Origin of the sequence: Pyxidicoccus fallax, from assembly GCF_012933655.1 — a bacterium.
In the GTDB taxonomy this organism is placed as follows: domain Bacteria; phylum Myxococcota; class Myxococcia; order Myxococcales; family Myxococcaceae; genus Myxococcus; species Myxococcus fallax.
Genome location: NZ_JABBJJ010000040.1, coordinates 1 through 26564 on the forward strand (window position 1 = coordinate 1; position 26564 = coordinate 26564).

Annotated in this window: 23 protein-coding genes; 12 read left to right on the forward strand and 11 right to left on the reverse strand. The window is 66.3% G+C overall.

Features of this window, described 5'->3' with window-relative positions; all coding sequences use genetic code 11:
* Both HG543_RS11390 and HG543_RS11395 read left to right on the forward strand, forming a co-directional pair.
* The coding region (locus tag HG543_RS11390) for a carbohydrate-binding protein (protein WP_169344747.1) at window positions 1-806 on the forward strand (806 nt) is incomplete at its 5' end.
* A gap of 275 nt (window positions 807-1081) precedes the next feature.
* A complete protein-coding gene (locus tag HG543_RS11395; RefSeq protein WP_169344748.1) occupies window positions 1082-2695 on the forward strand; it encodes a Rieske 2Fe-2S domain-containing protein in 1614 nt (537 codons plus the stop codon).
* A 57-nt stretch (window positions 2696-2752) separates the two neighbouring features.
* On the opposite strand, the gene HG543_RS11400 is transcribed toward HG543_RS11395, so the two are convergent.
* The 4 genes from HG543_RS11400 to HG543_RS11415 are packed head-to-tail and all read right to left on the reverse strand — an operon-like array spanning window position 2753 to window position 6973.
* Entirely contained in the window at window positions 2753-3457 is a 705-nt protein-coding gene (locus tag HG543_RS11400; protein ID WP_343073326.1) for a hypothetical protein, read from the reverse strand.
* Window positions 3454-4590 (reverse strand): hypothetical protein, encoded by a 1137-nt coding sequence (locus HG543_RS11405; protein WP_169344749.1) that lies wholly within the window; start codon window positions 4588-4590, stop codon window positions 3454-3456. Before HG543_RS11405 ends, HG543_RS11400 begins: the two co-directional genes overlap by 4 nt.
* A gap of 32 nt (window positions 4591-4622) precedes the next feature.
* Window positions 4623-5723, reverse strand: coding sequence for a hypothetical protein (locus HG543_RS11410; protein ID WP_169344750.1), 1101 nt, complete (start codon window positions 5721-5723; stop codon window positions 4623-4625).
* Entirely contained in the window at window positions 5720-6973 is a 1254-nt protein-coding gene (locus HG543_RS11415; RefSeq protein ID WP_169344751.1) for a glycosyltransferase family 2 protein, read from the reverse strand. Before HG543_RS11415 ends, HG543_RS11410 begins: the two co-directional genes overlap by 4 nt.
* A gap of 295 nt (window positions 6974-7268) precedes the next feature.
* Between HG543_RS11415 and HG543_RS11420 the strand changes: the two genes are divergently transcribed.
* The gene (locus HG543_RS11420; RefSeq protein ID WP_169344752.1) at window positions 7269-9236 is read left to right on the forward strand and encodes a galactose oxidase-like domain-containing protein; all 1968 of its coding nucleotides are present in this window, start codon (window positions 7269-7271) and stop codon (window positions 9234-9236) included.
* Between the two features lie 133 nt (window positions 9237-9369).
* On the opposite strand, the gene HG543_RS11425 is transcribed toward HG543_RS11420, so the two are convergent.
* The gene (locus HG543_RS11425) at window positions 9370-10581 is read right to left on the reverse strand and encodes a phosphatase domain-containing protein (protein ID WP_169344753.1); all 1212 of its coding nucleotides are present in this window, start codon (window positions 10579-10581) and stop codon (window positions 9370-9372) included.
* Between the two features lie 81 nt (window positions 10582-10662).
* Between HG543_RS11425 and HG543_RS11430 the strand changes: the two genes are divergently transcribed.
* Complete coding sequence (locus tag HG543_RS11430; RefSeq protein ID WP_169344754.1) at window positions 10663-11439, forward strand: 4'-phosphopantetheinyl transferase family protein; 777 nt, start codon at window positions 10663-10665, stop codon at window positions 11437-11439.
* Window positions 11440-11455: 16 nt separating this feature from the next.
* Here the strand turns inward: HG543_RS11430 and HG543_RS11435 are convergent, their stop codons facing one another.
* The gene (locus HG543_RS11435) at window positions 11456-12241 is read right to left on the reverse strand and encodes a thioesterase II family protein (RefSeq protein ID WP_169344755.1); all 786 of its coding nucleotides are present in this window, start codon (window positions 12239-12241) and stop codon (window positions 11456-11458) included.
* Window positions 12242-12455: 214 nt separating this feature from the next.
* Between HG543_RS11435 and cysD the strand changes: the two genes are divergently transcribed.
* The 3 genes from cysD to cysC are packed head-to-tail and all read left to right on the forward strand — an operon-like array spanning window position 12456 to window position 15185.
* Window positions 12456-13361, forward strand: a complete 906-nt coding sequence (gene cysD / locus HG543_RS11440) for a sulfate adenylyltransferase subunit CysD (RefSeq protein WP_169344756.1) — start codon at window positions 12456-12458, stop codon at window positions 13359-13361.
* A complete protein-coding gene (locus HG543_RS11445; protein WP_169344757.1) occupies window positions 13361-14617 on the forward strand; it encodes a GTP-binding protein in 1257 nt (418 codons plus the stop codon). The genes cysD and HG543_RS11445 overlap by 1 nt, the downstream gene beginning before the upstream one ends.
* A gap of 10 nt (window positions 14618-14627) precedes the next feature.
* Window positions 14628-15185 (forward strand): adenylyl-sulfate kinase, encoded by a 558-nt coding sequence (gene cysC, locus HG543_RS11450; protein ID WP_169344758.1) that lies wholly within the window; start codon window positions 14628-14630, stop codon window positions 15183-15185.
* Window positions 15186-15191: 6 nt separating this feature from the next.
* Here the strand turns inward: cysC and HG543_RS11455 are convergent, their stop codons facing one another.
* Together HG543_RS11455 and HG543_RS11460 are read right to left on the reverse strand one after the other, a co-directional pair.
* On the reverse strand, window positions 15192-16082 hold the full coding sequence (locus HG543_RS11455; protein ID WP_169344759.1) for a sulfotransferase domain-containing protein: 891 nt from the start codon (window positions 16080-16082) through the stop codon (window positions 15192-15194).
* A gap of 66 nt (window positions 16083-16148) precedes the next feature.
* Window positions 16149-17738 (reverse strand): MBL fold metallo-hydrolase, encoded by a 1590-nt coding sequence (locus tag HG543_RS11460; protein ID WP_169344760.1) that lies wholly within the window; start codon window positions 17736-17738, stop codon window positions 16149-16151.
* A 172-nt stretch (window positions 17739-17910) separates the two neighbouring features.
* On the opposite strand from HG543_RS11460, the gene HG543_RS11465 reads away from it, so the two are divergent.
* Together HG543_RS11465 and HG543_RS11470 are read left to right on the forward strand one after the other, a co-directional pair.
* Window positions 17911-18687: an alpha/beta hydrolase gene (locus tag HG543_RS11465; RefSeq protein ID WP_169344761.1), complete on the forward strand. Its 777-nt coding sequence runs from the start codon at window positions 17911-17913 to the stop codon at window positions 18685-18687.
* Between the two features lie 108 nt (window positions 18688-18795).
* A complete protein-coding gene (locus HG543_RS11470; protein WP_246356933.1) occupies window positions 18796-20007 on the forward strand; it encodes an aminotransferase-like domain-containing protein in 1212 nt (403 codons plus the stop codon).
* On the opposite strand, the gene HG543_RS11475 is transcribed toward HG543_RS11470, so the two are convergent.
* From HG543_RS11475 to HG543_RS55200, 3 genes are all read right to left on the reverse strand, one after another.
* Window positions 20002-20421, reverse strand: a complete 420-nt coding sequence (locus tag HG543_RS11475) for a hypothetical protein (RefSeq protein WP_169344762.1) — start codon at window positions 20419-20421, stop codon at window positions 20002-20004. The genes HG543_RS11470 and HG543_RS11475 overlap by 6 nt on opposite strands.
* Window positions 20400-21155: an SMI1/KNR4 family protein gene (locus tag HG543_RS54435; protein WP_246356934.1), complete on the reverse strand. Its 756-nt coding sequence runs from the start codon at window positions 21153-21155 to the stop codon at window positions 20400-20402. Before HG543_RS54435 ends, HG543_RS11475 begins: the two co-directional genes overlap by 22 nt.
* A gap of 78 nt (window positions 21156-21233) precedes the next feature.
* Window positions 21234-21962, reverse strand: coding sequence for an SMI1/KNR4 family protein (locus HG543_RS55200; protein ID WP_246356935.1), 729 nt, complete (start codon window positions 21960-21962; stop codon window positions 21234-21236).
* Window positions 21963-22612: 650 nt separating this feature from the next.
* Here HG543_RS55200 and HG543_RS11490 point away from each other — a divergent pair.
* The 3 genes from HG543_RS11490 to HG543_RS11500 are packed head-to-tail and all read left to right on the forward strand — an operon-like array spanning window position 22613 to window position 26546.
* Window positions 22613-23917, forward strand: coding sequence for an AAA family ATPase (locus HG543_RS11490; RefSeq protein ID WP_169344763.1), 1305 nt, complete (start codon window positions 22613-22615; stop codon window positions 23915-23917).
* Window positions 23914-24903 (forward strand): hypothetical protein, encoded by a 990-nt coding sequence (locus HG543_RS11495; protein WP_169344764.1) that lies wholly within the window; start codon window positions 23914-23916, stop codon window positions 24901-24903. The genes HG543_RS11490 and HG543_RS11495 overlap by 4 nt, the downstream gene beginning before the upstream one ends.
* Window positions 24900-26546: a GmrSD restriction endonuclease domain-containing protein gene (locus tag HG543_RS11500; RefSeq protein WP_169344765.1), complete on the forward strand. Its 1647-nt coding sequence runs from the start codon at window positions 24900-24902 to the stop codon at window positions 26544-26546. Before HG543_RS11495 ends, HG543_RS11500 begins: the two co-directional genes overlap by 4 nt.
* Window positions 26547-26564: the final 18 nt, after the last annotated feature.

A 26564-nucleotide genomic window follows, 5' to 3' on the forward strand; every position in this document is an offset into this window, starting at 1 on the left:
CCCCGGAGCCCACGCCCACGCCGTCCCAGCCGGGCATGGACAAGTTCGGCGTGACGCAGCTGTACCCGACGGTGGCCGGTGGTGAGGAGTGGTTCCTCGCGGACAACCCCACGTCCGACAAGCGCTTCGACCCGCAGAAGCCCATCACCCGCAACGCGGACGGCTCCTGGAAGATGAAGAACAGCCAGGTGCGCATGTCCGTCTTCACGTCCACCGGCTACAGCTCGTCCAGGATTCCCACGTACGACCGGGACGTCATGGCGAGCCGCGGCTACATGCAGGAGCCGAACGACTGGAAGAACGTGGAGATGACGGGCTTCGTGAAGCTCAACGCGGCGCAGGACGGCTCGGACAACTTCGACTGGTACGCGCGTGGCGGCAAGCACAACGACGACCACTCGGGCTGCGAGGGCAGCAGCTACAAGGGCGCCCTGCACTACGACGGCCGCGCCCGCTGGCAGAAGGAGACGTGGCACGTCTCGTACAACCAGGCCGCCTACAAGCCGGCCACCTCGCCGCTCAAGGGCCGCTGGGTGGGCTTCAAGGCGGTGATGCGCAACACGACGAACAGCGGCAAGGAGGCCGTGCGCCTGGAGCTGTACGTCAACGAGAACGCCGACAAGGTGACCTGGAAGAAGGTCTACGACATGGTGGACGCCGGCTCTTGGGGCGGCGACGCCCAGCACTGCGGCGGCGCCGTGGGTGCGATGCCGATTACCTGGGGCGGCCCCATCGCCACGTTCCGCTGGGACAACGCCAACGACGTGGACTTCAAGTGGCTGTCGGTGCGCGAAATCCAGCCGTAGTCCGGGCCTGAGCCGGAAGGTGCCCCCGTGTCACGCGGGGCCACCACCGTCCGGAAGCCAACGGGGGCGCGGGGGCCAGGGGCCTTCGCGCCCTTCGTGTTTCCTGGAGGACGCGCGGCGCGTTGGCCAGTGGACGGCGACATTGTACCCGAGAGCAGGTGGCCTGGGGGGCAGACGGTTCCCAGCCTTCGAGCGCCGACGCGCCAGTCGCCGGCATCCGTCTGTCCGGGCGCGGCTCCCCGCCGGCCCGCCTCTCGTCCGAAGGGAAGACTTCCATGCAGATTACTTTCCTGGGCCACGCCGGCTTCGTCGTGGAGACCGCGGGGGCCATCGTGGTGATGGACCCGTGGCTCTCCGAGCGGGGCGCTTTCGATTCGGCGTGGATGCAGCTCCCTCGCAACCACCACCTGGCTCCGCTGGTGCGCGAGAAGCTGGAGACCCCGGGCAAGGAGCGGTTTCTCTACATCAGCCACGAGCACAAGGACCACTTCGACCCGGAGTTCCTCGCCACCGTGCAGCGGCGTGACTTCACGGTGCTGGTGCCGCGCTTCCAGCGCTCGGAGCTGCAGGACGTCTTCGCGAAGTACGGCTGCAAGCGCGTCATCGCCTGCGAGGACGGGCGCGAGGTGCCCATCAAGGGCGGCTACATCAAGCTCTTCGTGTCCGAGCAGGGCACCAACCGGGACTCCGCGGTGATGGTGCGCGGGGACAACCAGTGCTTCCTCAACCTCAACGACTGCAAGCTCCATGACCGCATGGTGCGCATCGTCTCGGAGGAGGGGCCCATCGACGTGTTCTCCGCGCAGTTCTCCGGGGCCATCTGGCACCCCACCTGCTACGAGTACGCGCCGGAGACGTACGCCTCCATCTCGCTGAAGAAGCGCGACAGCAAGTTCGAGGCGGTGGCGCGCGCGATGGAGGTGGTGCAGCCGAGGGCGTACATCGCCGCGGCGGGCCCGGCGTGCTTCCTGGACCCGGCCCAGTTCCACCTCAACTTCGAGAAGGTGAACATCTTCCCCAACGCGACGCAGCTCTTCGCGTACCTGAAGCAGCGGATGCCGGAGGCCAGCACGCGCTACCTGGAGCCCATGCCCGGGGACGTGCTCGACGTGAAGTCGCTGGAGTACGCCTCCATGGTGGAAGAGCGCGTGACGCCGGAGAACTTCAAGGAGTACCTGGAGAAGTACGCGGCCATGCAGGCGCACGTCTTCCGTGCGCGGCAGCGCAACCTGCTGCGCGCGGAGGTGGATGAGATTCACGAGCGGCTGCGGGTGGAGCTGCAGCGCAAGCTGGACCTCCTGGACCTGCACGAGCGGGTGGGCATGCCGCTGTACGTGGAGCTGACCGAGCTGCCGGACCGGCTGCTGCGGGTGGACTTCAAGGGCCGGCGCGTGGACGTGGTGCCGGAGATTCGCGAGGCGGTGCGCTACACGATGAAGACGAGCGCGGCGGACATCGTGCGCGTGCTGGACCGGAAGCTGAACTGGGAGGACTTCCTGCTGTCCTTCCGCCTGCGGCTGAGCCGCAACCCGGACGTGTACGAGCCGGTGCTCCACGGCTTCCTGGGCGTGGAGATTGAGGACATCCGCGAGTTCTGCGAGGGCATCCGCGCCACGGAGGCGCAGCGCGAGCGCACGGTGGTGGAGGCGGGCGGGAAGAAGTTCTCCGTCCAGCGCTTCTGCCCGCACCAGGGCGCGGACATGTCCGAGGCCTGGGTGGAGGAGGGGCGTTATCTCGTGTGCCCGCGCCACCGCTGGCAGTTCGACCTGCAGGACGGCGGCCGCTGCACGATGAACAACTCCTCGCTGTGCGCGGAGCAGGTGCCGGAGCGGCAGGAGAAGGAGAAGGCCGCCACGCCCGTGGCCGGCGAGCTCCAGCCACGGGTGTAGGCCGGAATGACCGGGAGCCGGAGGGCAGGGTGCCCGGCTCCCGGGGCAGGGCGCGGCTCAGGGCAGGGGACCGTAGAACTGAAGGGCCAGCCGCACGTTGTCCGAGCGCAGCCCCACGGGCCCGTTCATGGCGAGCGCCTCTTCGGGCAGGTCGCCTTCCCAGACCAGTTCGCCATCCGCCCAGACGCGCAGCGTGCCGCCGTCGAGCGCGGCGCGCAGCGTGTGCGAGGTTCCGGGCGCCGGTGCACCCACGCGGACCTGGCGGGCCGGGCGCACGGTGGTGTAGCCCCGGTTGCCGCACTCGCCGCTCGTGTGCTGTCCCGGGTTGCGCTTGTAGTTGACGACGATGCCCGGCTTCGGCGCGAGCCGCCACATCACGTAGACGAGGTTGCAGCCGTCGAGCGCGCGCAGCTTGAGGCCCACCTGCTGGCGCTGCTCACCGGACGCGAGCGCGACCTGCTGGTGCGTGGAGCCCAGCACCGTGAAGCGCAGCTCCGCGGCGGCGGCGCTCGTCCCGGGAACCACCGCGCGCATGCGAGGCCCCTCGACGGTGAGCTGCCCGTCAGGCCCGGGACGCAGCTCACCCTGGGTGACCTCCAACCGGGACAGCGCCACGCGCGACAGGCCCCGCGCCGGTGCCTTGCGTCCGCCGACGGGCTCTCGGTCCAGGTCGCGTGTCGGGGCCAGGCCGCACAACCCCAGCAGTCCGACCACGGCGACACAGGCCGCGAGCACGTGCCGCGCGGCCCCTCGTGGTGTCACGGCGTCGCGGCTCCCAGGAACGTGTTGAGCGAATCCACATGCGCGCGCAGGTACGCCTGCTCCGCGCGCAGCCGGGTCAGCTCCAGCAGCAGGTAGTCACGGAACCGGCGAATCTCCCGCGTCTGCAGCGCCTCCACCTCGCGCAGCTGCCCCTCCAGGTCCGTCACCAGGGTGGACACCTCGCGCAGGCGGCCCTCCTCGGTGCGCTGGAGCGCGCGCAGCTCGGCCACCAGCTCGCTGATGCGCTGGGGAACGCCCACCACCTCTTCCACCATCGCGCGGCGCCGGCCCTCGCGCGCCCGCGCGTTGGCGGAGCCCTGCCACAGGTGCCCCAGGTTGTAGCTGAGCGTGAGCTGCCCGAAGAGCGGCAGTTCCTGGTCCACGTCAATGAGCTTGTCGTATCCACCCCGCAGGCTCAGCCGCCACGCCCGCGCGCGGCGCAGGCCTCCGGCGTACGACTCCACCGCGTCATCCGCGGCGCGCAGCTCCTCCATCATCGCGTCGAGCCGCTGCCCCTCGGGGAACCGCGGCCTCGCCGCCAGCCGCTCCCGCGCGAGCGCCGTGTTCGTGGCCAGGGCGCGCAGGTTGTCCAGCCGCACCTGAACCGCGTTGAGTTCCTCCAGCGTGGTCCGCCCCTCGCGCAGGTCATTGCGCAGTGCCGTGACGAGCTCCTCGGCGCGGGGCAGGGCGTCCCGCAGCACCCGGGCGCGGGCCTCCAGCGCGGCCTCCTCGCCCAGCCCGTTGCCCTGTCTCACCGCGGCCTCGAGCGTGGAGATGACGCGCTGGCGGCGGCACTCGGCCTCCGCGCGCTTGCGCAGCGTGCGGCCCCGGTACAGTCCCACGAAGTCGTAGGCCACGCCGGCGGTCACCCGGGGCGTCGGCTCGCCCAGCGGAATGGCGTTGGGGTCTCCCCCTGCGTCTCCCGCGTTCACCACGCCGAAGCTGGCGAACACGTCCGGGGCCAGCTCCAGCTCCGCCTCCGCGTCCGCCACGCCTCGCACGAAGTCACAGTAACCGCTGGCCCGGTCCTCCACCTGGGGCGGCACGGCCGCCTCCGTCGCAGGCACCTGCTGCGCCAGGGCGGCCGGCGCCGCCAGGAACAGCAGCGCGCCGCGAGTGAGGATCTTCCGCATAAACCGTCTCCACCTCCAGAGGAGCGGATGTCTTACAGCAGCATCGGCGGTCTGCTCAGGTGAAGCAGGTCCTCGCGTGCCGAGGCGTCGTCCGTGAGTTGGATCTCCACCATTAAGCCGCGGAGCATGTACTGGCGGATGGGGTGCTTGATGGACACCTCGCCCTCCAGCGCGTTGCCCACCACGCCCACCTCGTGGCACCAGAACAGCTTCGCGGTGCAGGCGTACAGCGGCGTGCCCACCTCGGCGTTCTTCAGGTTCTCATAGGGGACGAAGGCCACCGTCAGGTTCTTCTCGATGGCCCGCAGGTACGGCGACGCGCGCAGCGAGGCAATCAGCATGTCGTAGCGCTGGGCCACCTCGTCCAGCGCCTTCAGGTCCTCCCGCAGGCTCTTGAGGGTGGCCTCCGCGCGCGCCATCTCCAGCACCGAGTGCGTGTGCTCGCGCTCCAGCAGCAGCACGTCGGTGGTCATCCCGTCCGGCGTGGTGTCCTTGCCCAGCCCCTTCTGCACCGCCGCCAGGCCGAGGCTCTCCCGCTGGAGCGACTCCAGCCGCGTCTCCAGGTCCACCGAGGTCTGCGCCAGCGACAGGTTGCTCTGCGCCAGCTGCGCCAGGTGGTGGTTGATGGTGAGCTTGTCCTCCTGCTCCAGCAGGCGCGCGCCGTACAGCGCGTCCGTGCGCACGCGCGTCAGGCCGGAGAAGGCGCGGTTGGACTGGACGATTTCCTCCCGGGCCTCGAGGTACTCGCGCTGCAGCGACGCCAGCCGCCGGGCCACCTTGTCACGCGAGGTCTTCTCCCCGGCCAGCGCCACCTGGAAGCGCTGCTGGAAGGAGCGCTCGGCGGCGATGATGCGCTCGGCGTCCGCCATGCGGTTCTCCACCGTGCGGCGCTCCGCGAGCACGTGGTCCCTCGCGGACGTCTGTGCCGCCACCTGGGTGTTGAGGGTGAGGATCTCCGGGTCCGTGGGCGACACCACCGTGGGCGACACCCAGCCGCGGCTCACCATGAAGAAGCCCTGCACGGTGAGGAAGGAGATGAGGCCGAGGAGAATCAACGCCAGCAGCACCGAGCCCATGAACTTGTAGGCCGATACGAGGATGGAGTTGACCTTGTTGGCGACGCGTTGATTCATGGATGAGAGCCCTCACCAGCATGGGTGGGAGGAAGGTCGCCGCCGTTGCCCGCGGGAGACTCGGCGGGGGCCGCGCTGGGGCTGCCGCGGGTCTCCCAGCTTCCGGAGTCCAGCGTCAGCAGCGCGAGCGGCGTGAAGAGTGCGTACGTCACCGGCATCAGCAGCGCCATGGGAAGGAAGCTGGCGCCATGCACCTTGCGGTCCTCCGGCAGGTGCCGCGTCTCGTAGCGGTAGACGATGCCCAGCAGGCCGATGACGAGGAAGTGGAAGGCAAGGATGTCCCAGAACTCACCGTTGAGCACGTTGTGGACGATGACCACCGGATACGAGAGCAACAGCGCGAGCTGGGACACGTAGTGGACAGTCACCACCGGGTGCAGCCGCCATGCATGGGACAGGCCGCCCAGGAGGTCCACCAGGTTGGAGCGCCGCCACCGCAGCTGCTGCGAGAAGTAGCCGGCCAGCGTCGCGGGCGCGGCGGTGAAGCAGAAGGCGTCCAGCGTGTAGACCGTCTCATAGTTGTGCTTGACGATCTGCCGCGTGAGGAAGCGGTCCTCGCCGTACTTGATGGGCACGCCGGCGATGTTGCGCGCCTCGAGGATGGGCTCCAGCTCCAGCAGCACGTGGCGGCGGTACGCGGTGAGGCAGCCCGACAGACACATCACCTGCCGGAAGCTGCGCTCCAGGTCCTTCAGCCACTCCTGGGCGAAGTGGAACTTGATTTCAATCATCCGCGTCATCCAGTTCTGATGACGGTTCGTCACGTACGTGCGGCCACCCACCGCGGCGATGCGCGGGTGGGTGAAGCGGCGCACGAGCTGGCGGACCGCGGACTTGTCGACGATGACGTCCGAGTCCACCGACACGATGATTTCCGCGTCGACGGCGGCCTTCACCCCGCGGTTGATGCCCTTGCGCTTGCCCATGTTCTCCGGGTTGCGCATCACCAGCACGTTGGGGTGGCCCTCGGCCGCCTTCAGCGCCCAGGCGTAGCTGTCATCCTTGGAGCAGTCGTCCACCACGACGATCTGCAGCAGGTGGGCCGGGTAGTCCTGCTCCAGGAGGCTGCGGACGGCATGGAAGATGCCCTTCCCCTCGTTGAACAGGGGGATGACGATGGCCACCCGCGGCAGGTACGTGTCGTCCACCCGGTCGAATTGCCGTCCCCGCAGGCGCCTCATGAAGGGCCCGAGGATGTAACGGTTCATCAGGACCACGATGAACAGCAGATGAATGGGAAAGAGCTCCATCAGTTCCCGCTCCCCGTCACGCCGATGTGCTCCTTCTCCACGAAAGCGCGCACGCCCTCGCTGCCCCCAGTCTGAGCGTCCGGAAGGTTGGCGGCACTTCCGCCGCGGCCAACTGTCCATCCGTACAGGCGGAGTGATGGACATCCACCACGACATCCGCACGTGACACGTCCACTACCCGGCATTGCTTGCGACTGACGACCTGGATGACGGGGGCGGGAAGCCCCCTCAGGTTCCGCCCTCGGAGTTCGGGGTGGCGCCGCCGGGGGGAGCCATGTCGTCAGGATCAGGATTCTTGGCACCGCGAGGCCGCGCGGTGCTCCTCGTGGCATGCGTGCTGCTGTGGGGGGGCTCGGCACGCGCCCAGGACCCCTCCCAGGTCGGGCAGTGGACGTTCCTGGGGACGTGGCCGATGTCCGCCACCCACGCCAACCTGCTTCCGAACGGCAAGGTATTCGTCTTCGGCGAGTTCGAGGAGGGCGTGGAACGGCCGGTGCTGTGGGACCCCGTCACCGGCGTGCTGGAGCGGGCGGTGGCGCCCGACTACAACATCTTCTGCGCGGGGCACTCGCTCCTGGCCGACGGGCGGCTGCTGGTGACGGGCGGGCACATCGACTCGCACGTGGGGCTCTCCCACACCAGCATCTATGACGGGGCCACGGACTCGTGGTTCCGCGGCCCCGACATGAACGACAAGCGGTGGTACCCCACCAACGTCACGCTGCCCAATGGGGACGTGGCCATCCTCGCGGGTGAGACGGAGGGCCCGGGCACGATCAACGAGCTGGTGCAGGTGTACCAGATGGGCGCTCACGACAGCGGCCCGGCCCACACCCTGCGCAACCTCTCCACGGCGGTGAGGAACCTGCCGTACTACCCACGCATGTTCGTGGCGCCCAACGGCAAGCTGTTCTTCTCCGCCCCGCGCCGCGCCACCCTGTTCCTGGACTGGTACGGCACGGGCACCTGGTGGGAGCACGGCCGCAGCCTCTTCGGCGGACGCACCTACGGCTCCGCGGTGTACCTCGACGGGAAGGTGATGCTCCTCGGAGGAGGGGACCCGCCCACGGCCACCGTGGAGCTCATCGACCTGAACCAGCCGAGGCCGGCGTGGCGGTACGTCGCCTCCATGTCCCTGCCGCGTCGGCAGACCAACGCCACCCTGCTGCCGGACGGCACGGTGCTCGTCACCGGTGGCTCCAGCGCCAGCGGCTTCAACAACGCCGCGGGCGCGGTGAAGTACGCGGAGGTCTTCAACCCCGCCACGGAGACGTGGACGCGCCTGGCGTCCAGCCGGGACTTCCACGGCTACCACGCCACGTCGCTGCTGCTGCCGGACGGGCGCGTGCTTCATGGCGGCGGCCGCAACGTGCGCACCATGGAGGTCTTCTCGCCCCCGTACCTCTTCAAGGGCCCGAGGCCCACCGTGTCCTCCGTGCCGGGCGTCGTGGAGCCGGGGAAGACCTTCCGCGTCACCACGCCGCGGGCGGCGTCCATCCGCAAGGTGACGCTCATCGGCCTCGGCGCGCCGACGCACGCCATCGACCAGGGGCAGCGCTTCCTCACCCTGGACTTCACGCCCGCCGCGGATGGGCTCACCATCACCGCGCCCGCCACCAACGTGGACGCGCCCCCGGGGCCGTACCTCCTCTTCCTCGTGGACGAGCAGGGCGTGCCGTCTGTGGGGGAGATGGTGACCGTGGCGCTCGTCACGCCGAAGCTCCGTCGCGTCGTCTCCTTCAGCGACACGTGGAAGTACAACGACCACGGCGTGGACCTCGGCCCGGGCTGGAACCAGCGGGACCATGACGATTCGGCGTGGCGCTCCGGTCCGGGGCAGCTCGGCTACGGGGATGGAGACGAGGGCACGCTGCTGACGCGCACGACTCCGTCCCAGCCCTCGGTCTACTTCCGCAAGCGCATCACCCTGGACCGCCCCGTCACCCGCGCCCAGCTGGAGGTGCTCTTCGACGACGGCATCGGCGTGTGGGTCAACGGCGTGCCCGTCTTCACGCGGAACATGGACAAGGGCACGGGCTTCAACGAGTACGCCTCCGCCTCCGTGAGCAACGAGTACGCGCGCGCCACCGTGCCGCTGACGGGCAACCCCTTCGTGCTGGGGGAGAACGTCATCGCGGTGATGGTGAAGCAGGTGAACGCCACGTCCGACGACCTGACCTTCGCGCTGGGCCTGGAGCTGGAGCAGACCGACGGCCAGCCCGGTCCCGGACACGTTGACGCTGGTGATGCCCACCGGCGGTGAGGAGGTGCTTGTCGGGGCTGTCTTCCCTATTCGCTGGAACACCCAGGGCACCGTGTCCACGGTGGACCTGGCGTGAAGCAGGTGGGCTCGACGTCGCCCGACCTGAGCTTCGACCTGATGCTGGAGCTGGGAATCAGCGTGCAGCCGGCGGCGGGGCGGTGAGGGCTGCCGCGCGCTGGAGGTCCCGGTTCAGCTCGTACAGGCGGGCCTCGCGCTGGCCAGGGGCGTCGAACTCGATGCCGGCCATGGACTCCTGGGCGGCGCGGGCCACGCGCGCCACGCCGTCGCGGGAGATGACGCCCACCTGGAAGGCCTCCACCGCGGCGCCCACGTACGTGTCGAAGAAGTAGATGCGCTTCGCGCGCCACGTCTGGCGGGTGGCCTCCGGCGTGTCCACCACGTCGTGGATGAAGACGGCGTGGACGGAGCGCGGCGCGGCCGTGAGCATCCGGTCGCCGAACTCCACGTCGCCCTGGCCGCTGTCACCCACGAAGACGAAGCCGTACTCGGGGAAGGCGCGGAGGTAGCGCTGGAAGTTGTCGAACTTCTTGTCCGCGATGCGCGAGTTGCCGATGAGGTGGAAGAGGCTGCCGGACAGCACCGCGGGCGGAGGGACGCCGTGCTTGCGCAGCGTTTCCAGCGTCATGTTCTCCACCATGCCCATGGGGTCCATGGGGCGCGCGGTGACGAAGGTGAGGTCGCCGTCGCGGCCGGGGATGATGCCGGGGCCCCGGTCCAGCTCCTCGTAGAAAGCGAGCACGCCCGGGTACACCGTCTTGGACGGGTACCGCTTGTCCTTGAGGTTGCAATAGAACGTGTCGTCGATGTCGCTGAGGACCTTGTTCTCCCCGCTGGGCGTGGCCTCGGCCTCGTGCTGGATGTGGACCAGGATTTCCTCCCGGAGGGCGGCGTCGTCCACGTCGTCGAAGAGGAGCTTCTCCAGGTCCTGGTGGTTGTTGCCCGCGTCGAGCAGGTTCTTGAAGGCGGTCAGCTCGCGACCGTGGAGCCCGAGGAACAGGTCGCGGATGCGGCGCTCGGCCCGCGCGTGGGTGGTGCCCTTCTGGAGCGCCGTCACGAGGCTGGCGCGCACGGGCAGGGACAGCTCGGCGGCGCGGCGGACGCACAGCATGTCCAGCAGGGCGGTGTGGTGGTCCGGCCCGATGACGCGGTCGTCCATGTCGCTCAGGAGCGCTTCCAGGTCCACGTTGGCCAGGAGGAAGTTGAGCTCGGCGGCCGGAGCCCCGGTGAGCAGCTCCAGGATGCGGCGCTCCTCGGCGGTGTCCGTGTGGCCGGCCATGAGGGTGCGCAGCGTCTCCAGCGTCTTCGTCGCGGCAGTCAGGTCCATGGTTCTTCCCCCCGGCCCGGTACTCCCGGGCCAGTGGCCGAGCCTACGCCCGGCGAGTCCTGGCGTGGTAGAGGTAGACCTATGTCGACTGTTGCCAATCTCCTGGAGCTGCGCCCGGACGAGGTCCACGTGTGGATCGTGGAGCCCGAGCGCATCAACGACCGGCAGCTCCTGGACGCCTACTGGGGACTGCTGGACGCGCGGGAGCGCGAGAAGCAGCGCCGCTTCCGCTTCGAGCGGCACCAGCGGCAGTACCTGGTGAGTCACGCGCTGGTGCGGCTGACACTCTCGCGCTACGCGCCGGTACCGCCCGCAGCGTGGGCCTTCGCGACCAACGCGTACGGGCGGCCCGAGGTGCAGGGCGAGTGGAGCACGCGGCTGCGCTTCAACCTGTCCCACACGGACGGCATGGCCCTGGTGGCGGTGGGCACAGGTGCGGAGCTGGGCGCGGACGTGGAGGACGCGGAGCGCGAGGGGGAGACGGTGGAGATCGCCGACCACTACTTCGCGGCCTCGGAAATCCAGACGCTGCGGGCGCTGCCCCCGGAGCGCCAGCGCGGGCGCTTCTTCGAGTACTGGACGCTGAAGGAGTCCTACATCAAGGCGCGCGGGGCGGGGCTGTCCCTGCCGTTGGATCAGTTCGCCTTCCACCTGGAGCCGGACCCGTCGCCGCGCATCTCCTTCGACCCGCGGATGCACGACGACCCGGAGGCATGGCAGTTCGTCCAGCTGCGGCCGTCCGAGCGGCACCAGGCGGCGGTGGCGGTGCGGCGCGCGCGGGGCCAGCCGCTCAAGGTGCGCTGGCAGTTCACGGTGCCGCTGTCCGGTGACACGCCGCCCCAGTACAAGGCGGCGTGAGCTCAGCAGGGGACGCTCAGGGCGAGCCGGACATCCAGCGCGTCAGGTCCTCGCGCACGGCGGCGAGCAGGGCGTCCTGCTGCTGGCGGATGAAGAAGTGGCCACCCTCGAAGTGGCGGACGCGGAAGTCGGGGCTCGTCGTCTCCTCGCGCCACGTCTCCAGCTTCTCCACCGGGACATGCCCGTCATTCACGGCGCCCATGGCGGAGATGGGGACGTCGAGCTTCACCGGGTGGTTGCCGTTCTCCCACCAGGCCAGCGCGAAGTCCGCGCGCAGCGTGGGCAGCAGCAGCTCCAGAAGCTCGCGGTGCTGGAGGATTTCCTCCGGCGTACCGTCGTACTTGCGCAGGTGGGCGATGAACTCCGCCTCCGGCAGGTGGTGGACGGGCTGACGGTCATTGGCGCGCGGCGGCCCGGCGGCGGCCAGCATCAGGCCGCGCGGCATGGGGCCGTTGCGCACATGCAGCCGGCGCGTCACCTCCAGCGAGATGCGCGAGCCCATGCTGTAGCCGAAGAAGGCGAAGGGCCGGTCCAGCAGCGGCGCGAGCACCGGCAGCAGGGCCTCCACCAGCGCCGGCAGGTTGTCGATGGGCTTCTCCATGAGGCGCCGCTCGCGCCCGGGGAGCTGCACGGCGCACAGCTCCACTCCGGGGGGCATGGCGGCGGCCCAGTTGTTGTAGATGGCCGCGCTGCCGCCGGCGAACGGGAAGCAGAACAGCCGCAGGCGCGGCTCCGGCAGCGGCTTGCGCGTGGGGAACCAGCGGTCGGGGGGATTGGGGCTCGGGGTGTTCGCGCTTCGCATGGCGGTCCGACTCTGTCGCACGGGGGCGGAAAACGGGTCAAGTCTTGACGCGATTGCTCAAAGTCTCACTGGCCGTGAGACTCCGTGTTCACACGGCTCGCTCCGCCTCCCTACCTGGGGACACAGGTGCTCGCCTCCCTCGCGGGATGTGCCGGGTGTCATGGAAGAGGAGGGCTGGCGGGAATGGCAGGAAGCCGTGCTAGCGTGAGGCATCGTGAGCTACGAGCTGTCACATCTCGAGGCGCTGGAAGCCGAGTCCATCTTCATCATCCGCGAGGTGGTGGCGGAACTCGACAAGCCGGTGCTCCTCTTCTCCGGCGGCAAGGACTCGGCGGTGATGCTGCACCTGGCGGTGAAGGCCTTCGCCCCGGCGCCGCTGCCCTTCCCGCTGATGCACGTGGACACCGGGCACAACTTCCCGGAGGTCCTCCAATACAGGGACGCGCGCGTGGCGGAGCTGGGCGCGCGGCTCATCGTCGCGTCGGTGCAGGAAGCCATCGACGCCGGCCGGGTGGCGGAGGAGAAGGGCCCGCGCGCCTCCCGCAACCGCGCCCAGACGGTGCCGCTGCTGGAGGCGATTGAGAAGCACCAGTTCAACGCCGTCTTCGGCGGCGCCCGGCGCGACGAGGAGAAGGCCCGCGCGAAGGAGCGCGTCTTCTCGTTCCGCGACGAGTTCGGCCAGTGGGACCCGAAGAACCAGCGCCCGGAGCTGTGGAACCTCTACAACGCGCGCCACCGCCGGGGCGAGCACCTGCGCGTGTTCCCCCTGTCCAACTGGACCGAGCTGGACATCTGGCAGTACATCGACCAGGAGAAGGTGGCGCTGCCGTCCATCTACTTCAGCCACCGGCGCGAGGTGTTCCGCCGCGACGGCATGCTGATGGCCTGGTCGCCGTACCTCCAGATGCTGCCCGGCGAGGAGGTGTCCACGGCCGAGGTCCGCTTCCGCACCGTGGGCGACATGACCTGCACCGCGTGCGTCGAGTCCACGGCCGTCAGCGTGGAGCAGGTCATCAACGAGATTCGCGCCTCGCGCGTCACCGAGCGCGGCGCCAGCCGCGCGGACGACAAGTTCAGCGAGACGGCGATGGAAGACCGCAAGCGTGAGGGTTACTTCTAGTGGAACTGCTTCGTTTCGCGACCGCGGGCTCCGTTGACGACGGAAAGAGCACCCTCATCGGGCGGCTGCTCTACGACACCAAGTCCATCCTGGAGGACCAGCTCCAGGCGGTGGAGCGCACCAGCAAGGCGCGAGGAGATGAGTACGTCAACCTGGCGCTGCTCCTGGACGGCCTGAAGGCCGAGCGCGAGCAGGGCATCACCATCGACGTGGCGTACCGCTACTTCTCCACGACGAAGCGCAAGTTCATCATCGCGGACACGCCGGGACACCTGCAGTACACGCGCAACATGGTGACGGGCGCGTCCACGGCGGACCTGGCGCTCATCCTGGTGGACGCGCGCAAGGGCGTGCTGGAGCAGACGCGCCGCCATGCCTTCATCGCGTCGCTCCTGCGCGTGCCGCACCTGGTGCTGTGCATCAACAAGATGGACCTGGTGGGCTTCGACCAGGCCGTCTTCGACGGCATCCGCGAGGAGTTCCGCCAGTTCTCCATGAAGCTGGACGTGGCGGACCTCACGTTCATCCCCATCTCCGCGCTGGGCGGGGACAACGTGGTGTCGCGCTCGGACAAGATGCCCTGGTACCAGGGCCCCACGCTCCTGCACCACCTGGAGAACGTGCACATCGCGTCCGACCGGAACCTCATCCACGTGCGCTTCCCGGTCCAGAGCGTCATCCGCCCCATGTCCGCGAAGTACCACGACTACCGGGCCTACGCGGGGCAGGTGCTGGGCGGCGTGCTGCGCCCGGGCGACGAGGTGATGGCGATGCCCTCCGGCTTCACCACCCGCATCCGCTCGCTGGAGCTGGCCGGGAAGCCGCTGGCCGAGGCCTTCCCGCCCATGTCCGTCAACGTGTCGCTGGCCGAGGAGCTGGACATCAGCCGCGGCGACATGCTCTGCCGGCCGGGCAACCCGCCCCTGGTGGGGCAGGACCTGGACGCCATGGTGTGCTGGCTGTCGGAGTCCACGACGCTGCAGCCCGGCGCGCGGCTGGCCCTCAAGCACACCACGCGCTCGGCGCGGGCCATGGTGAAGCAGCTGCACTACCGGCTGGACGTGAACACGCTCCACCGGGACGAGGGCAGCGCGCAGCTGAAGCTGAACGAGATTGGCCGGGTGACGCTGCGCACCACCGTCCCCCTGTTCTTCGACGAGTACCGGCGCAACCGCCACACCGGCAGCTTCATCCTCATCGACGAGGCGACGAACGCCACGGTGGGGGCCGGGATGATCAACGGACCGGCGGTCTGAGGTGAGCACGATGAGACAGAGCGCGGGTTTCATCCTCTGGCTGACGGGCATGTCCGGCGCGGGCAAGAGCACGCTGTCGCGCGCGCTGCGCGAGCGCCTGGAGTCGATGCGGCCGGTGGAGCTGTTGGACGGGGACGAGGTGCGCACCTGGCTGTCGCGCGGGCTGGGCTTCTCGCGGGAGGACCGCGAGGAGAACGTGCGGCGCATCGGCAACGTGGCGATGCTGCTGGCCCGGCACGGGGTGGGCGTCATCGTCGCCGCCATCTCCCCGTACCAGGGCTCGCGCGACGAGGTGCGCCGCATGGCCACCGCGAAGGGCATCGCCTTCGTGGAGGTCTACATCCAGGCCAGCCTGGACGCGCTCATCGCCCGGGACGTGAAGGGCCTCTACAAGAAGGCCCTGGCCGGGGAGATTCCGCACTTCACCGGCGTGTCGGACCCGTACGAGGCGCCCTCGGCCCCCGAGGTCACCGTCCGCTCGGACGCGGAGCCGGTGGAGGCCGGGCTGGAGCGCACCCTGGAGGCGCTGCGCGCGCGAGGGCTGCTGCCGGGCGCCGCCGCCGCCTGAGCGGCCTCACACGTCGGACGGGCCCAGGCCGAGCTTCTCGCGCAGCGGCGCCAGCCGGCTGTCGAGCGCGGCCTGGAGCTCGGGCGACAGCTCCGTACGGCCGTCGCCCACCGCGCCCTTGCGGATGAAGGTGGGCTTGCCGGCCTCCCTCGCGTCGAAGAAGCCGATGCGCGTGTCGAAGCGGGCGTCGTGCCGCTTCATGTACGCGAAGCCGCACTTCTCCAGGATGTCGCCCATGCGCTCCTCCTCGATGGGGATGCCCAGGAAGCGCGCCACCCGCCGGATGCTGCCCTCCAGGTCGGCCACCAGGTCCTCGTAGCGGACGTGGAGGACGTTGGCGTCGTTGCGGTGCGGCCACCAGGACTCCAGGTGGCGGAACCAGTGCCGCACCAGCTTGTCGCCGTGGAAGAAGGACGTGTCGAAGTCGAACCGGTAGCCCTCGTTGAGGACGCGGTGGTTGTGGATGGACACCAGCGCGTCCGCCGCGTTGCGCGTGACGTAGATGACGCGGCTGTCCGGGGGCGCCTTCAGGTGCGGCCAGTCCATGTGCGTCTTCAGGATGCGCGGGGAGGGGAGCGCGTCCAGCACGCGCTCCGCCCACGGTGCCGAGATGAGCTCCTCCAGGAAGGGGGACACCTGGTAGATGTGCTCGAACTCACCCCGGCCGCCCGTGACGAGCTGGTAGACGATCTGCTGCATCCACGTGGTGCCGGACTTCGCGGCGGTGGCCACGTAGATGTCGCCGGGCCGGGGCTTGAGCCGCAGGTGGCGCAGCCGGAGCCACTGCAGGAACTGGGCGGCGCCCACGGACAGGCCGACGATGACGCTCAGAATCGTCAGGCCCGCACGGATGGCCGCGTGGGTGGCGCGCTGCTTCAGGGAGAGACGACCAGACATGTTGCTCCACGGCGGGGGGCACGTGGGCGGGCCCGGGGGAGCCCGCCCACGCTCTTCGCGCCGAGGCTACTTCAGGATGCGCTCCATGCGCACGTAGGGCCGCTCCGCGGGGATGCCCTTCGAGCGGCAGTACTCCATGAACTTGTTCGACTCGACGATCTGCGGCGTCTTGTCGTCGTACACGAGCACCATGACGTGGCGCAGCCAGGGCTCCTGGCCCATGGCGTAGACGTAGACCTCCTTGGGCGACAGGTAGTTGAAGATTTCGCTGGCGCGCGCGCAGTCCGAGCCGTTGAGGCGGCGGGCCTGGTCCATCTTCCGGGGCAGCGGGTTGTTGAGGAGCGGGCCGTACATCCAGCTCATGGGGCCGCCCTCGCACTCCATGCCGAGGAAGAGCACGTCGATGGTGCCGATGATGTCCCGCAGGTGCTGGTACATCCGCGGCTCGAGGGCGTTGGAGTCCGCCGCCATCAGCATGGACTTGCCGCCCAGCCGCACCAGGTGCGCCGTCTTGGCCTGGATGGCCAGGTCGCTGTGCTCGCCGATGAAGGGCAGGCCGGTGATGCTGCCGCCGGGGACGGGAATCTCCTGCAGGTCGTCGATCTCCACCACGTTCTTGAAGCCAGTGGCCTGCAGCAGCAGCCGCAGCGACGGGTCCGCGATGCTGTTGCCGTTGTTGCGCGGGACGATGATGGTGCCCACGCGGTGGCGGAGCTGGAGGAGCGTCTCCATCATCAGGTGGTCGGCGTGCCCGTGGGTGATGAGCACGTAGTCGATGCGCTCGGGCAGGTCCGCGTGGGTGAAGCGCGGGACGTCCGTGGGGAACTCGTAGCTGATGACGGGGTCGGTCAGGATGCTGACCTCCTTCGTCTCCATCAGCACGCAGGCGTGGCCGAAGTAGCGCACGCGCACGCCCTCACCGGCGTAGCGCTCCGTCTTGCGGGGCGCGACTTCCGTGAAGAGGTTGGCGAAGTGCGAGGCCGCGGAGTTCGGCACGCCGAGCATCTCCGCGACGCGGCCCGGCGAGCCCGGGGTGTGGCGCATGCGGAACAGCTCGTCGATGCCCTCGTGGCGGTAGGGCACGCGCAGCCACAGCGGCGAGTCCTCCTCGAGGCGCGGCGTGCTGAAGATGTACGGGCGCCAGTCGCCGTCCACCATGTTCAGCGTCACGCTCTGCGAGGACTCCTGGTAGAAGCGGCTCTTGTAGAGCAGCGGCTCGATGAGGCGGCCGCTGGCGCGGTTCTGCAGGTCGTACGTCAGCTCCACGTAGCCGCGCAGCAGGTCCGGCACCTTGGGGTAGAGCGACTCCAGCGAGCCGCCGTTGTTGGGCGCCAGGAGCTGCTCGAGCTCCGCCATGGCCTTGGTGAAGGCCAGCATGTGCGCCTGCTCGCGCTGGGTGCGCTCCAGCAGCTCCTTCACCTGCGGCACGCGCGACGCCGGGTGGTTGATGAAGGGGCCGCCCATCAGCAGCGGGTTCTTCAGGGCCGCGACGTGGACGTCCGGATTCGCCACGAAGGACTGCATCAGCTTCAGGTGCAGGTTCGTCACGAACAGCGGCGCCGTCGCCGGCGACAGCAGGTACCACCAGACGTACCACTGGTTGTACAGCGGCTCGATGGCGACATTCGGCTTGAGGTACATCGGACGGTCCAGCATTACGGTCTCCGGGTAAGGCTTGAACTACCTGCGGTGCTCGTGTGCTCGGTTGATACACGGAATCCCGTCCGCATGGGAGCGGTGACACGCGCAGTGCATGTGTGCTCGCTCGATATGGGGCCAGGGGCTCCTCGTTTCCGCCCATGTCACACGTGACATGAGGGTGACCCGTATGGATACCCGGAGCGCATCATTTCGGAGGGGACGGCCCTCCGTCGTCCTGGGGCTGCTGCTGGCGTTGGCCGGGTGCGGTGAGCCCCCCATCTTCGTGAACGAGGACCTCGGCTCGGCGCGGCTGAGCGTCCGGCCCGCGGCGGCCTCCGCGCCTTCCGCGGCGAAGGGGACGCTGCCCCTGGGGACGCGCGGGCTCCTGTACGTACCGGAGGCCTACCAGTCGGGTCACCCCGCGGCACTCGTGGTGCTATTGCATGGGTCGGGACAAACCGCCGAGGCCATCCTGCCGCTGCTGAAGGCGCACGCCGACGCCACCGGCACCGTGCTGCTGGTGCCCAAGTCGGTGGACCGCTCGTGGGACATGGTGACGCAAGACCGCTTCGGTGAGGACGTGCGCGCCCTCGATGAGGCGCTGGCGCGCGTGTTCCGCGAGTACTCGGTGGACGCGGAGCGCGTCACCGTGAGTGGCTTCTCGGATGGGGCCAGCTATGCGCTGTCGCTCGGACTCACCAACGGCGACCTGTTCCGGCGCATCGCGGCGTTCTCTCCGGGCGGCGCCAACGCGTCCGAGCTGAACGGCCGGCCCGCCATCTTCATCTCCCACGGCACGTTGGACCCGGTGCTGCCCGTCGACCTGGGAGGGCGCCTCCTCACGGAGACGCTGCGCGAGGAGGGTTACTCCGTCGAGTACCGCGAGTTCGAGGGCAAGCACACGGTGCCCGAGGACATCGCGCGGGACGGCTTCGCCTTCCTGGTGGGCGCCGCCGCACCGTGAGTGCGGGCCCGTGCCCCATTCCCGGCCGGAGTGAGCACGAAAGCGCGAGGCTACCCACGAGGAATGGATTCCGCGCCAGCACGGTACACCTGGAATGTTCAGCTGCCGATGAAGTACCATGAAGGGGCGATGAACCTCTCCGAGCTTCCCCTGGCGTCCTGGGCACGGCGGCTGGCGCCGTCGGCCATCCAGGACATGCTGCAGAACATCACGAAGCCCGGCGTCTACTCCCTGGCGCTGGGGTTGCCGGCCGCCGAGCTGTTCCCGAAAGAGGGCATGGGAGAGGCGGCGGCGCGAGTGCTCGCGGAGCAGAGCGGGGCGCTCCAGTACTCGGCGACGTTGCAGCCGTTGCGCGAGCACATCGTGGCGATGATGGCGAAGCGGGGCGTGCGCTGCTCGCCGCAGCAGGTGTTCCTGACCACCGGCGCGCAGCAGGGCATGAACCTGCTGGCGCGGCTGATGCTGGAGCCGGGGCAGACGGTGATGCTGGAGGACCGGGTGTATTCGGGCTTCCAGCAGGTGTTGGACCCGTTCCAGGCGAAGCGGCTGGCGGTGCGGCGGGACTCGCGCACGGGGCTGGACCTGGACGGGATGGAGGCGGTGCTGAAGGCGGGTGAGCGGCCGGCGTTCCTGTACACGATGAGCGACGGGCACAACCCGCTGGGCACGAGCCTGTCGGTGGCGGAGCGCGAGCGGCTGGTGAAGCTGGCGCGCGACTACCGGATGCCCATCATCGAGGACGACGCGTACGGCTTCCTCCACTACGAGGACACGGTGGTGCCGCCGCTGCGCGCGCTGGACGAGCAGTGGGTGTACTACGTGGGCTCGTTCTCGAAGATTCTCGCGCCCGCGCTGCGCGTGGGCTGGGTGGTGGTGCCCGAGCCGATGGTGTTCCGGCTGGCGACGGTGAAGGAGTCGAGCGACATCGACACGGCGACGTTCACCCAGCGCATCATCCTGTCGTTCCTGGACTCGGGAAGGCTGGAGGGGCACCTGGAGCGGCTGCGGCGGGAGTACCGGCTGCGGCGCGACACGCTGCTGGGCGCGCTGGAGAAGCACATGCCGAAGGGCGCCACGTGGACGCGGCCGTCGAGCGGCATGTTCGTCTGGGCGGAGCTGCCCGAGGGCAGCGACACCACGGCGCTGCTTTCGCGCGCGCTGGAGACGGAGAAGGTCGCGTTCCTACCGGGGCAGGCGTTCTCGGTGCAGGGAGGCCGGTCCGCGGCGCACTGCATGCGGCTGAACTTCAGCAACTGCGAGCCGGCGCGAATCGAAGAGGCCGTGGCGCGGCTGGGCCGGGTGCTGGCCGCGGGGTCATGAGACCCAGAAGCGGTGCTCGGTGAGCTGGCCGTTCGCGTCCAGCTCCGTGCGCATGCCGTAGGCGTGGAGCGGGCCGAAGTGGCCCGCCGCGTAGAGCGCGCGGCTGTCGCGGTAGGGCGCGATTTCGAGCACGGCCACCGGGTTCGCGAGCGGGTAGCGGGTGATAGGGGAGTACTGGATGGCGCGGAAGCGGAGATAGCTCCACACGTCGCGGCGCACGTAGCCGGAGTCGGTCAGGAACCAGGCTCCGAGCAGCGGCACCGTGGGATGGGGGACCTCGAGCGCTTCGTGGGTTTCGAGGGGCCCCCAGAGGAGGACCCAGGTGGCCCAGGGGCGGCGTTCCTCGGGCAGCGAGGACCAGTCGGCGACGAGTCGCTGGACGGTCCGCTCAATCACCGGAGTTCTGGAGTCCATCTGTAGACCTTGACCTCCAGTGAGGGCTCCATTGCTACTTCGCCCAGGATTCTTCTGAGCGCGCCATCGCTGCTGCCCCCAAGCGTGAAACTCAATCTGTTTTCGACCCCTCCTCTTGGCAGGCCGTCGCATATCATGGCCGCATCAGGCCGGTCATACAGCCGACAGCGGTGGCCGGTGGAGATCGGCTTCGTGAATCCAAGCCTGCTCATGGCCGAGTCGAGGTGCGAGAGGAAGTCTGGGTTGTTGCCTCTGACCATGCCGTCACACTGTTGCGGCATTTTGCGAACTCGAAACCTGAAGAGGGCACCCCGCGCCAACATCTCGCGCAGAGTCGAAAACATATCAGAAAGAGGTCCACCCTCGGCATCGCGTCTTGTCACCAGCGCATCCTCTCGTGTCGATGCGCTGAAGTCATAGAAGAGATGCTCGGACATCATTTCATCGGTTTCATATGCGATGAGCAAGAACCGAGGATCAGTCGAGATCAATCCATCTGCGTAACAGGCAAGTACGCGCTGTGCCGAGAAGTCTAGAGTCGGGTAGGCCAGGGGCCCCATGCTTCGGCCCATGCGGCTCAGGAACCAACGATAGAACGAAGGCAAGGGTCGTCCTGCAATCAGCTCGACCTGTGCGATTTCCTCAGGTGTGCAGCCTCGCCATGCTTCGGCGAGTCCTGGAACAATTCTGAGGAGGAATGCCTCCAGCTCGGGCTCTAGTGGTTGTTCGGACATTTGTCTTCCCCGTCCCCCGGGCAGCGAGATGCGTGGGAGTTCGAAGCGCAGTGCTCCGTCAGGCGTCATGGGCGGGTCTCACGGGAGCTCTGGCTGCCATTTGCGGACCAGGACGTTCAGCGAGGACTCTGTGGAGACCACCCCCAGGATTCTTCTGAGCGTTTCAGCATTTCCGCCCCCCAGCGTGAAAGCCACCCTGTTGCCAACTCCCGCCCGCGGGGCACCGTTGCAGAGCATGACGGCATCGGGGCGCTCATACAGCCGGCAGATGCGTCCAGTGGTGACCGGCTGGGTGAACCCGAAACCGCTCATCACCGGGTCGAGGCGCGAGAGGAAGTCGGGATCGTCGCCTTCGAGAATGCCGCTGCACCGCTGCGGCATCACGCTCACCCGGTAGCTGAAGAGCACGCCCCTAGCGAGCTTCTCGCGTAGCGTCTCGAACATGTCATAGAGTTCACCCCCCTGAGCATCGCGCTTTGTGACCAGTGCATCGCCTCGTGCCGGTGCGCTGAAGTCATAGAACAGATGCAGAGGCATCATCTCATCAGACTCGTATGCGATGAGCAGGAACCGGGGATCCGGTTCGACCAGCCCTTCTGCGTAACAGTCGAGGATGCGCTGCACCGAGAAGTCCAGCGTCGAGCTGGACAGCGGCCCCATGCTCTGACCCATACGGCTCAGGAACCAGCGGTAGAAGGGGGGAAGGGGACGACCTGCAATCTGCTCGATCTGCGCAATCTCTTCGGGCGTGCTGCCCTTCCACTGCTCGGCGATCCCGGGAACGACTCTCAGGAGCAAGCTCTCCATGCCGGGCTCAGACGGTATTCCTGTCTCTGACATGTCATTTCCTCGGCTTTTGTGCTCCTGGCGGAAGGGCACGGCCCCCCGACGAGGACGTGGGAACGCGGGGCCGGGGCTTTGGGGTCGATGGCGGGGCCGCACCAGGAGCCGGGCTGGGCCCGGAGCTACGCGACACCGACTGTCCCAAGCTGGCCCCGCCAGCTACGGCTGTCGCGACAGGAACTGTCGTCACTGCGTCGCGAGGCAGGCTCCAGTCCGTGAGCCCCTGGAGAAATAGCTCTTTCTCCCGAGTCTCTGCACTATAGTGCAAGGCTCCCTGGGTAGCCGGCCGTCCCGGAGCCTTTCTAGGGGGCTCGGCCAAGGCGACGCCGTGACCGATAGGCAGGACGGTTAGATCGAAGCCTGGGGTACAATATGGGCCGTAGGCCCTGCCCTGGATGCTCGCTAGCGTGCCTACGCTTGCTGTGGCCGAGGACACGACGTCACCTGTTCGGTCGCAACTACGTTCAGGATTCCGCGACGGGACCAACACCCCGACTACAGGAGGCGCCGCTGGCTGTGCGAAACCGCGCAGCTATGGACGCCCAGAAAATTACCTCTAGCGGAATGTTCGCCTGCACAGCGGTTCTAGGTATCGTGGGTTACTGGGACCCTACATGGAACTGACCGGCCTATCCTTCGAGAACTATAAGGCGTTCCCCAACTGGGAAACGCTCGCCCTGCGACCGCTCACGATACTTATCGGCCGAAATAGTTCCGGCAAGAGCGCAATCGCCCGATTCCCACTGCTGCTGGCCCAAGCCCTTTCCGAACGCGCGCAATCGCCCCTTGATCTGGATATTCGAGGAGTGGACTTCGGTGGGTCGTTTGTAGACCTCATCCACAATCGTACCCCGCATGGCGCCGTTGGTTTGGGAGCAACTTTCGAAAGCGCCCACGGGGAGCGCATCGAATTGTGGGCCAAGGTCCAACACTTTAGCGAATTCATGATGCAGGTCGTAGACACCTTCGAGGTGAAGAAAAACGGAAAACCGCTACTGCATTTCAAGCGGTCGGAGGTCGATCCCCAAGTCGAACCTGCACTTTACGGTTGCAAGTGGGGCGAGAATGAAACCCTCCTCGGCGTACTCCTGTCATTTCAGGGGCTCTGGCCAATTGTTCACTCGCGTCGCGAAGAACCTGAAGATTCGGTCTATCCTGTGGAGCAAATCGCCCAGCTTTTGGCCGCTCTGCTGCCGGGGCTTCGAGGCGCAGTCGAGAGGGTGGGCTATCTAGGTCCCTTTCGAACTCCACCAGTTCGACAGTATCGCTTTCCTGGTGGCGCCCCTCAAAGCGTGGGGGTTAGTGGTTACGACGCGCCCGCTCTCCTCGGCGTAGATTCATTGAGGAAAGGCGGCATTGTTCTAAAGGCCGTCAGCGAGTGGTACCGCGATTACCTTGGCGGGTGGATACTTGATATTTCCCGCAGCGGGGATTCATTCTCGCTGGTACTCCGTAATCCGGATGATCCAAATGTCGAGGTGAATTTGGTGGATGTTGGGACTGGCTTGAGCCAAGTCCTTCCATTGGTGGTTCAGCGTCTGTTTGAGACGCTCACCGGCAAAAGAGGAAGCATAGAGATTGTAGAGCAGCCGGAACTACACCTACACCCTGGTGCGCATGGCGACTTGGCTGATCTTTATATCGAGGCGGCCAAACACCCTGGTTCTCGTTTCCTTATCGAGACTCATTCCGAGAACTTTATTCTTCGCATTCGCCGACGCATTGCGGAGGGCACGCTGGACGTTCGACGTGTTGGAATCTGCTGGGTAGACGACAAGCCTCGTCCAGACAGCCAAATCGTGCCTATCACACTCTACCCGAATGGCGATGTTTCATCGTGGCCACGAGGGGTGTTTGCAGAGGATTTTGACGAAGTTCGGGCCATCCGTGCCGCCAAGCGTGAAGGGGGGCGGGAATGAGGGTCGAAATCGGTCTGGACGTTTTGAGAGATAAAGGAGCTTGGCACCTGCTTGATAGGCTTGTTGATTGCTTTCTTGAAGAGCGCCACGCTTGGCATTTTGAGGACGAAGAAGTCCTTCTGAGTAGCCCGTGGCTGACCGAAGAGCCCGAAAGTCGGACGACCCACCGCAACGTCGAAGCTCTGCAAAAGTACCTCACCGCAATAGACCGAGAACCACCATCCCACCGAAGGCATCGCCTTTTTCTCGTCATTACTCGCGACCCCTCGGTTTCTGGAGGAATTCCTCCAGAAACGGCGCGGTATGTTCTTGAGGAAAAAGCATATGTCATTGTTGAGAACTCTGGGAGTGACGGGGCGTTTCTTAAGGCCATGATGCGGGCCTTTGGGCGGGATGAGCTTGCCAAGGCCCTAAAGCGGCAGTGGTGGGAGATTGATCACGCCGGAGGAAAGGGCGAGATCAAACGACGCCTCATTGAGTTGTTTCAGAAAGGCATACCCAAAGACCGGATTCTTGTCTTTGCCGATAGCGACAGAATGTTTCCTGGGCACAGATCCGAAACAGTAGAACTGCTTGAGGAGATCTCAAGAGATCACCAAGTCGGTGTCATTGTGCTCCACAAGCGCGAGATAGAAAACTATCTTCCCGTCAGCGCACTTCAAGCAGCGCGGCAAAAGAATACGTATAGGGCATTTCTGGCGCTGTCGGTCGAGCAGCGAGACCACTATGATATGAAGAGTGGATTTATACGGGATAAGGAAAGCGAGAGACCAATTATCCCTAAGGAGCAAGAAGCGCTCTTTGAGAGCCTCCGAAAGCGCGGTCGGCATGTAATCGAAGCTCTTTGTGGAGGCTTTGGTGAGCATGCCTGGCGGTTATTCGAGCTAAAGACCCATCTGCCCGATGAAAATGCCATGCGTCTTACGTGCACAACTAATCCTGGCGAAATCGAAGCTATTCTCGACCGAATTGAGGGGCTTCTGTGAGTGAATCCTCTGCCCCCATTGTAAAGCCCGATTCTTCCCTCATCGAGGAACTTTTCGATGAGATCAGCAAAGGGACGCTGCGCATTCCTCGCTTCCAAAGGCGCTTTTTTTGGAAGCCCGAGGCTATGCGTGAACTCTTCGATAGCATTCAAAAAGGGTATCCTATCGGCAGCCTGCTACTTTGGAGCGCTGTAGAGCAATTTGACAGCACCGACGAGATGGGTCCGTTGAGTGTACCCCAAGCACCTACCGGCGCAGTGGCCTATGTTTTGGACGGGCATCAGCGACTCTCCACTCTGTATGGGGTACTCCGCCTACCTCAAGATTTTCCAAAAGGTCCCGACCAAAAGTTCTGGCAGTGGTGGGTTTGGTATGATCTGAGGAACGATATTTTTGTGCATCTGCGGGGCGAATCTCCGCCACCGCATTTCTTTCCGCTTCGCGCATTGTTGCGCACTATGGATTTCCTCCAGGCGGCACGCATACTCCAAGAGCAACTTCCAAAAGAGGCGGCCAGTCTTATTGAAAAGGCTGAGCGACTGGCTCAAAAAGTTAAGTCATATAAGCTCGCCCTGATTCGCATCCAAGGGGGAAACCTGGGGCAGGCTGTCGAGGTCTTTTCCCGCCTCAATACGCGCGGGGAAGAAATGACGCCGGATCAAATGGTGTCTGCCTTGACGTATCGAGAGGGTCAGGATGGATTCGATCTTGCCAAACGCATAGATGAGATAATCAATGGTTTGGCTGAATATCACTTTGGCGACATGAGTCGTGTCATTATTTTCCGCGCAATTGTCGCGGCGGCTGAAGAAGATATTCTTCGTACCAACTGGTCGCAACTTGCCAAGAACTTAGGTAGCAAACTGCCAGATACGGTGAAGGCTGCCGAGGCGTCTATGCTTCGTGCAGCACAATTTCTGGTTGAGAATCTGGGGGTTCCCAGTAGTCGCCTGCTTCCCTACGCACTTCAATTTGTCATGCTGAGCGAGTTTTTCCGACAAGGGCCTGAGTGTAATTCTGTGCAGCTTGAGTTGCTCAGGCGTTGGTTTTGGTCGACATCTTATTCTGGCTGGTTTGCAGGTGCAAACTCGACAAATGTCCGCTTGGCGTTGGAGGAGATTCGGGGGTTAGGCAAGGGAGACCTTCACTCATTCAATGCCGTTCGCCTTGACGAGGCTGCAAGGCCATTTCCTGAAAGCTTTGATCTACGTAGCGCTCGCGTTCGCGCACTCATTCTCACCCAGTTGAGAAGAAAGAAACCACTTGCCTTCAACGGCACTGCACTAAGCGTCACTGGTCTGTTGGGTGAGTATGATAGTCGCGCCTTTCAATACGTTTTCAAAACGTCCGATGATCCTGTGTGGAGTCCAGCCAATCGTGTGTTCCTTCCCCCTATCAAGGGTAAAACCGCGCGAGCCCAGCTTCTGAGCATTCCGCAAGAGGTTAGATCGCAAGTGCTGGATAGCCACGCCATTTCGGAGGAGGCCTATGCGGCACTTAGTTGCGGAGATTCGCGCGGCTTCATTGAAGCTCGCGCTGCACATCTTGCTTCCTTAGAACGGAGCTTTATGTCCACCCTCAAAATTACTTTGCCGCAGAACGAGTCTGGAGATGCAGATATCGATACGGGTGGCGGTGACTAAAAGAATGCAATCTACATG

What these genes read in the sequence shown, in the direction of transcription:
- HG543_RS11395 (WP_169344748.1), top strand. Translation starts at nt 1,082, where the DNA reads ATGCAGATTACTTTCCTGGGCCACGCCGGCTTCGTCGTGGAGACCGCG.
- HG543_RS11405 (WP_169344749.1), bottom strand. Translation starts at nt 4,590, where the DNA reads ATGCGGAAGATCCTCACTCGCGGCGCGCTGCTGTTCCTGGCGGCGCCG.
- HG543_RS11490 (WP_169344763.1), top strand. Translation starts at nt 22,613, where the DNA reads ATGGAACTGACCGGCCTATCCTTCGAGAACTATAAGGCGTTCCCCAAC.
- HG543_RS11495 (WP_169344764.1), top strand. Translation starts at nt 23,914, where the DNA reads ATGAGGGTCGAAATCGGTCTGGACGTTTTGAGAGATAAAGGAGCTTGG.
- HG543_RS11455 (WP_169344759.1), bottom strand. Translation starts at nt 16,082, where the DNA reads ATGTCTGGTCGTCTCTCCCTGAAGCAGCGCGCCACCCACGCGGCCATC.
- HG543_RS11470 (WP_246356933.1), top strand. Translation starts at nt 18,796, where the DNA reads ATGAAGTACCATGAAGGGGCGATGAACCTCTCCGAGCTTCCCCTGGCG.
- HG543_RS11475 (WP_169344762.1), bottom strand. Translation starts at nt 20,421, where the DNA reads ATGGACTCCAGAACTCCGGTGATTGAGCGGACCGTCCAGCGACTCGTC.
- HG543_RS11465 (WP_169344761.1), top strand. Translation starts at nt 17,911, where the DNA reads ATGGATACCCGGAGCGCATCATTTCGGAGGGGACGGCCCTCCGTCGTC.
- HG543_RS55200 (WP_246356935.1), bottom strand. Translation starts at nt 21,962, where the DNA reads ATGGAGAGCTTGCTCCTGAGAGTCGTTCCCGGGATCGCCGAGCAGTGG.
- HG543_RS11425 (WP_169344753.1), bottom strand. Translation starts at nt 10,581, where the DNA reads ATGGACCTGACTGCCGCGACGAAGACGCTGGAGACGCTGCGCACCCTC.
- HG543_RS54435 (WP_246356934.1), bottom strand. Translation starts at nt 21,155, where the DNA reads ATGTCCGAACAACCACTAGAGCCCGAGCTGGAGGCATTCCTCCTCAGA.
- HG543_RS11435 (WP_169344755.1), bottom strand. Translation starts at nt 12,241, where the DNA reads ATGCGAAGCGCGAACACCCCGAGCCCCAATCCCCCCGACCGCTGGTTC.
- HG543_RS11410 (WP_169344750.1), bottom strand. Translation starts at nt 5,723, where the DNA reads ATGAATCAACGCGTCGCCAACAAGGTCAACTCCATCCTCGTATCGGCC.
- cysC (WP_169344758.1), top strand. Translation starts at nt 14,628, where the DNA reads ATGAGACAGAGCGCGGGTTTCATCCTCTGGCTGACGGGCATGTCCGGC.
- HG543_RS11415 (WP_169344751.1), bottom strand. Translation starts at nt 6,973, where the DNA reads ATGGAGCTCTTTCCCATTCATCTGCTGTTCATCGTGGTCCTGATGAAC.
- HG543_RS11430 (WP_169344754.1), top strand. Translation starts at nt 10,663, where the DNA reads ATGTCGACTGTTGCCAATCTCCTGGAGCTGCGCCCGGACGAGGTCCAC.
- HG543_RS11460 (WP_169344760.1), bottom strand. Translation starts at nt 17,738, where the DNA reads ATGCTGGACCGTCCGATGTACCTCAAGCCGAATGTCGCCATCGAGCCG.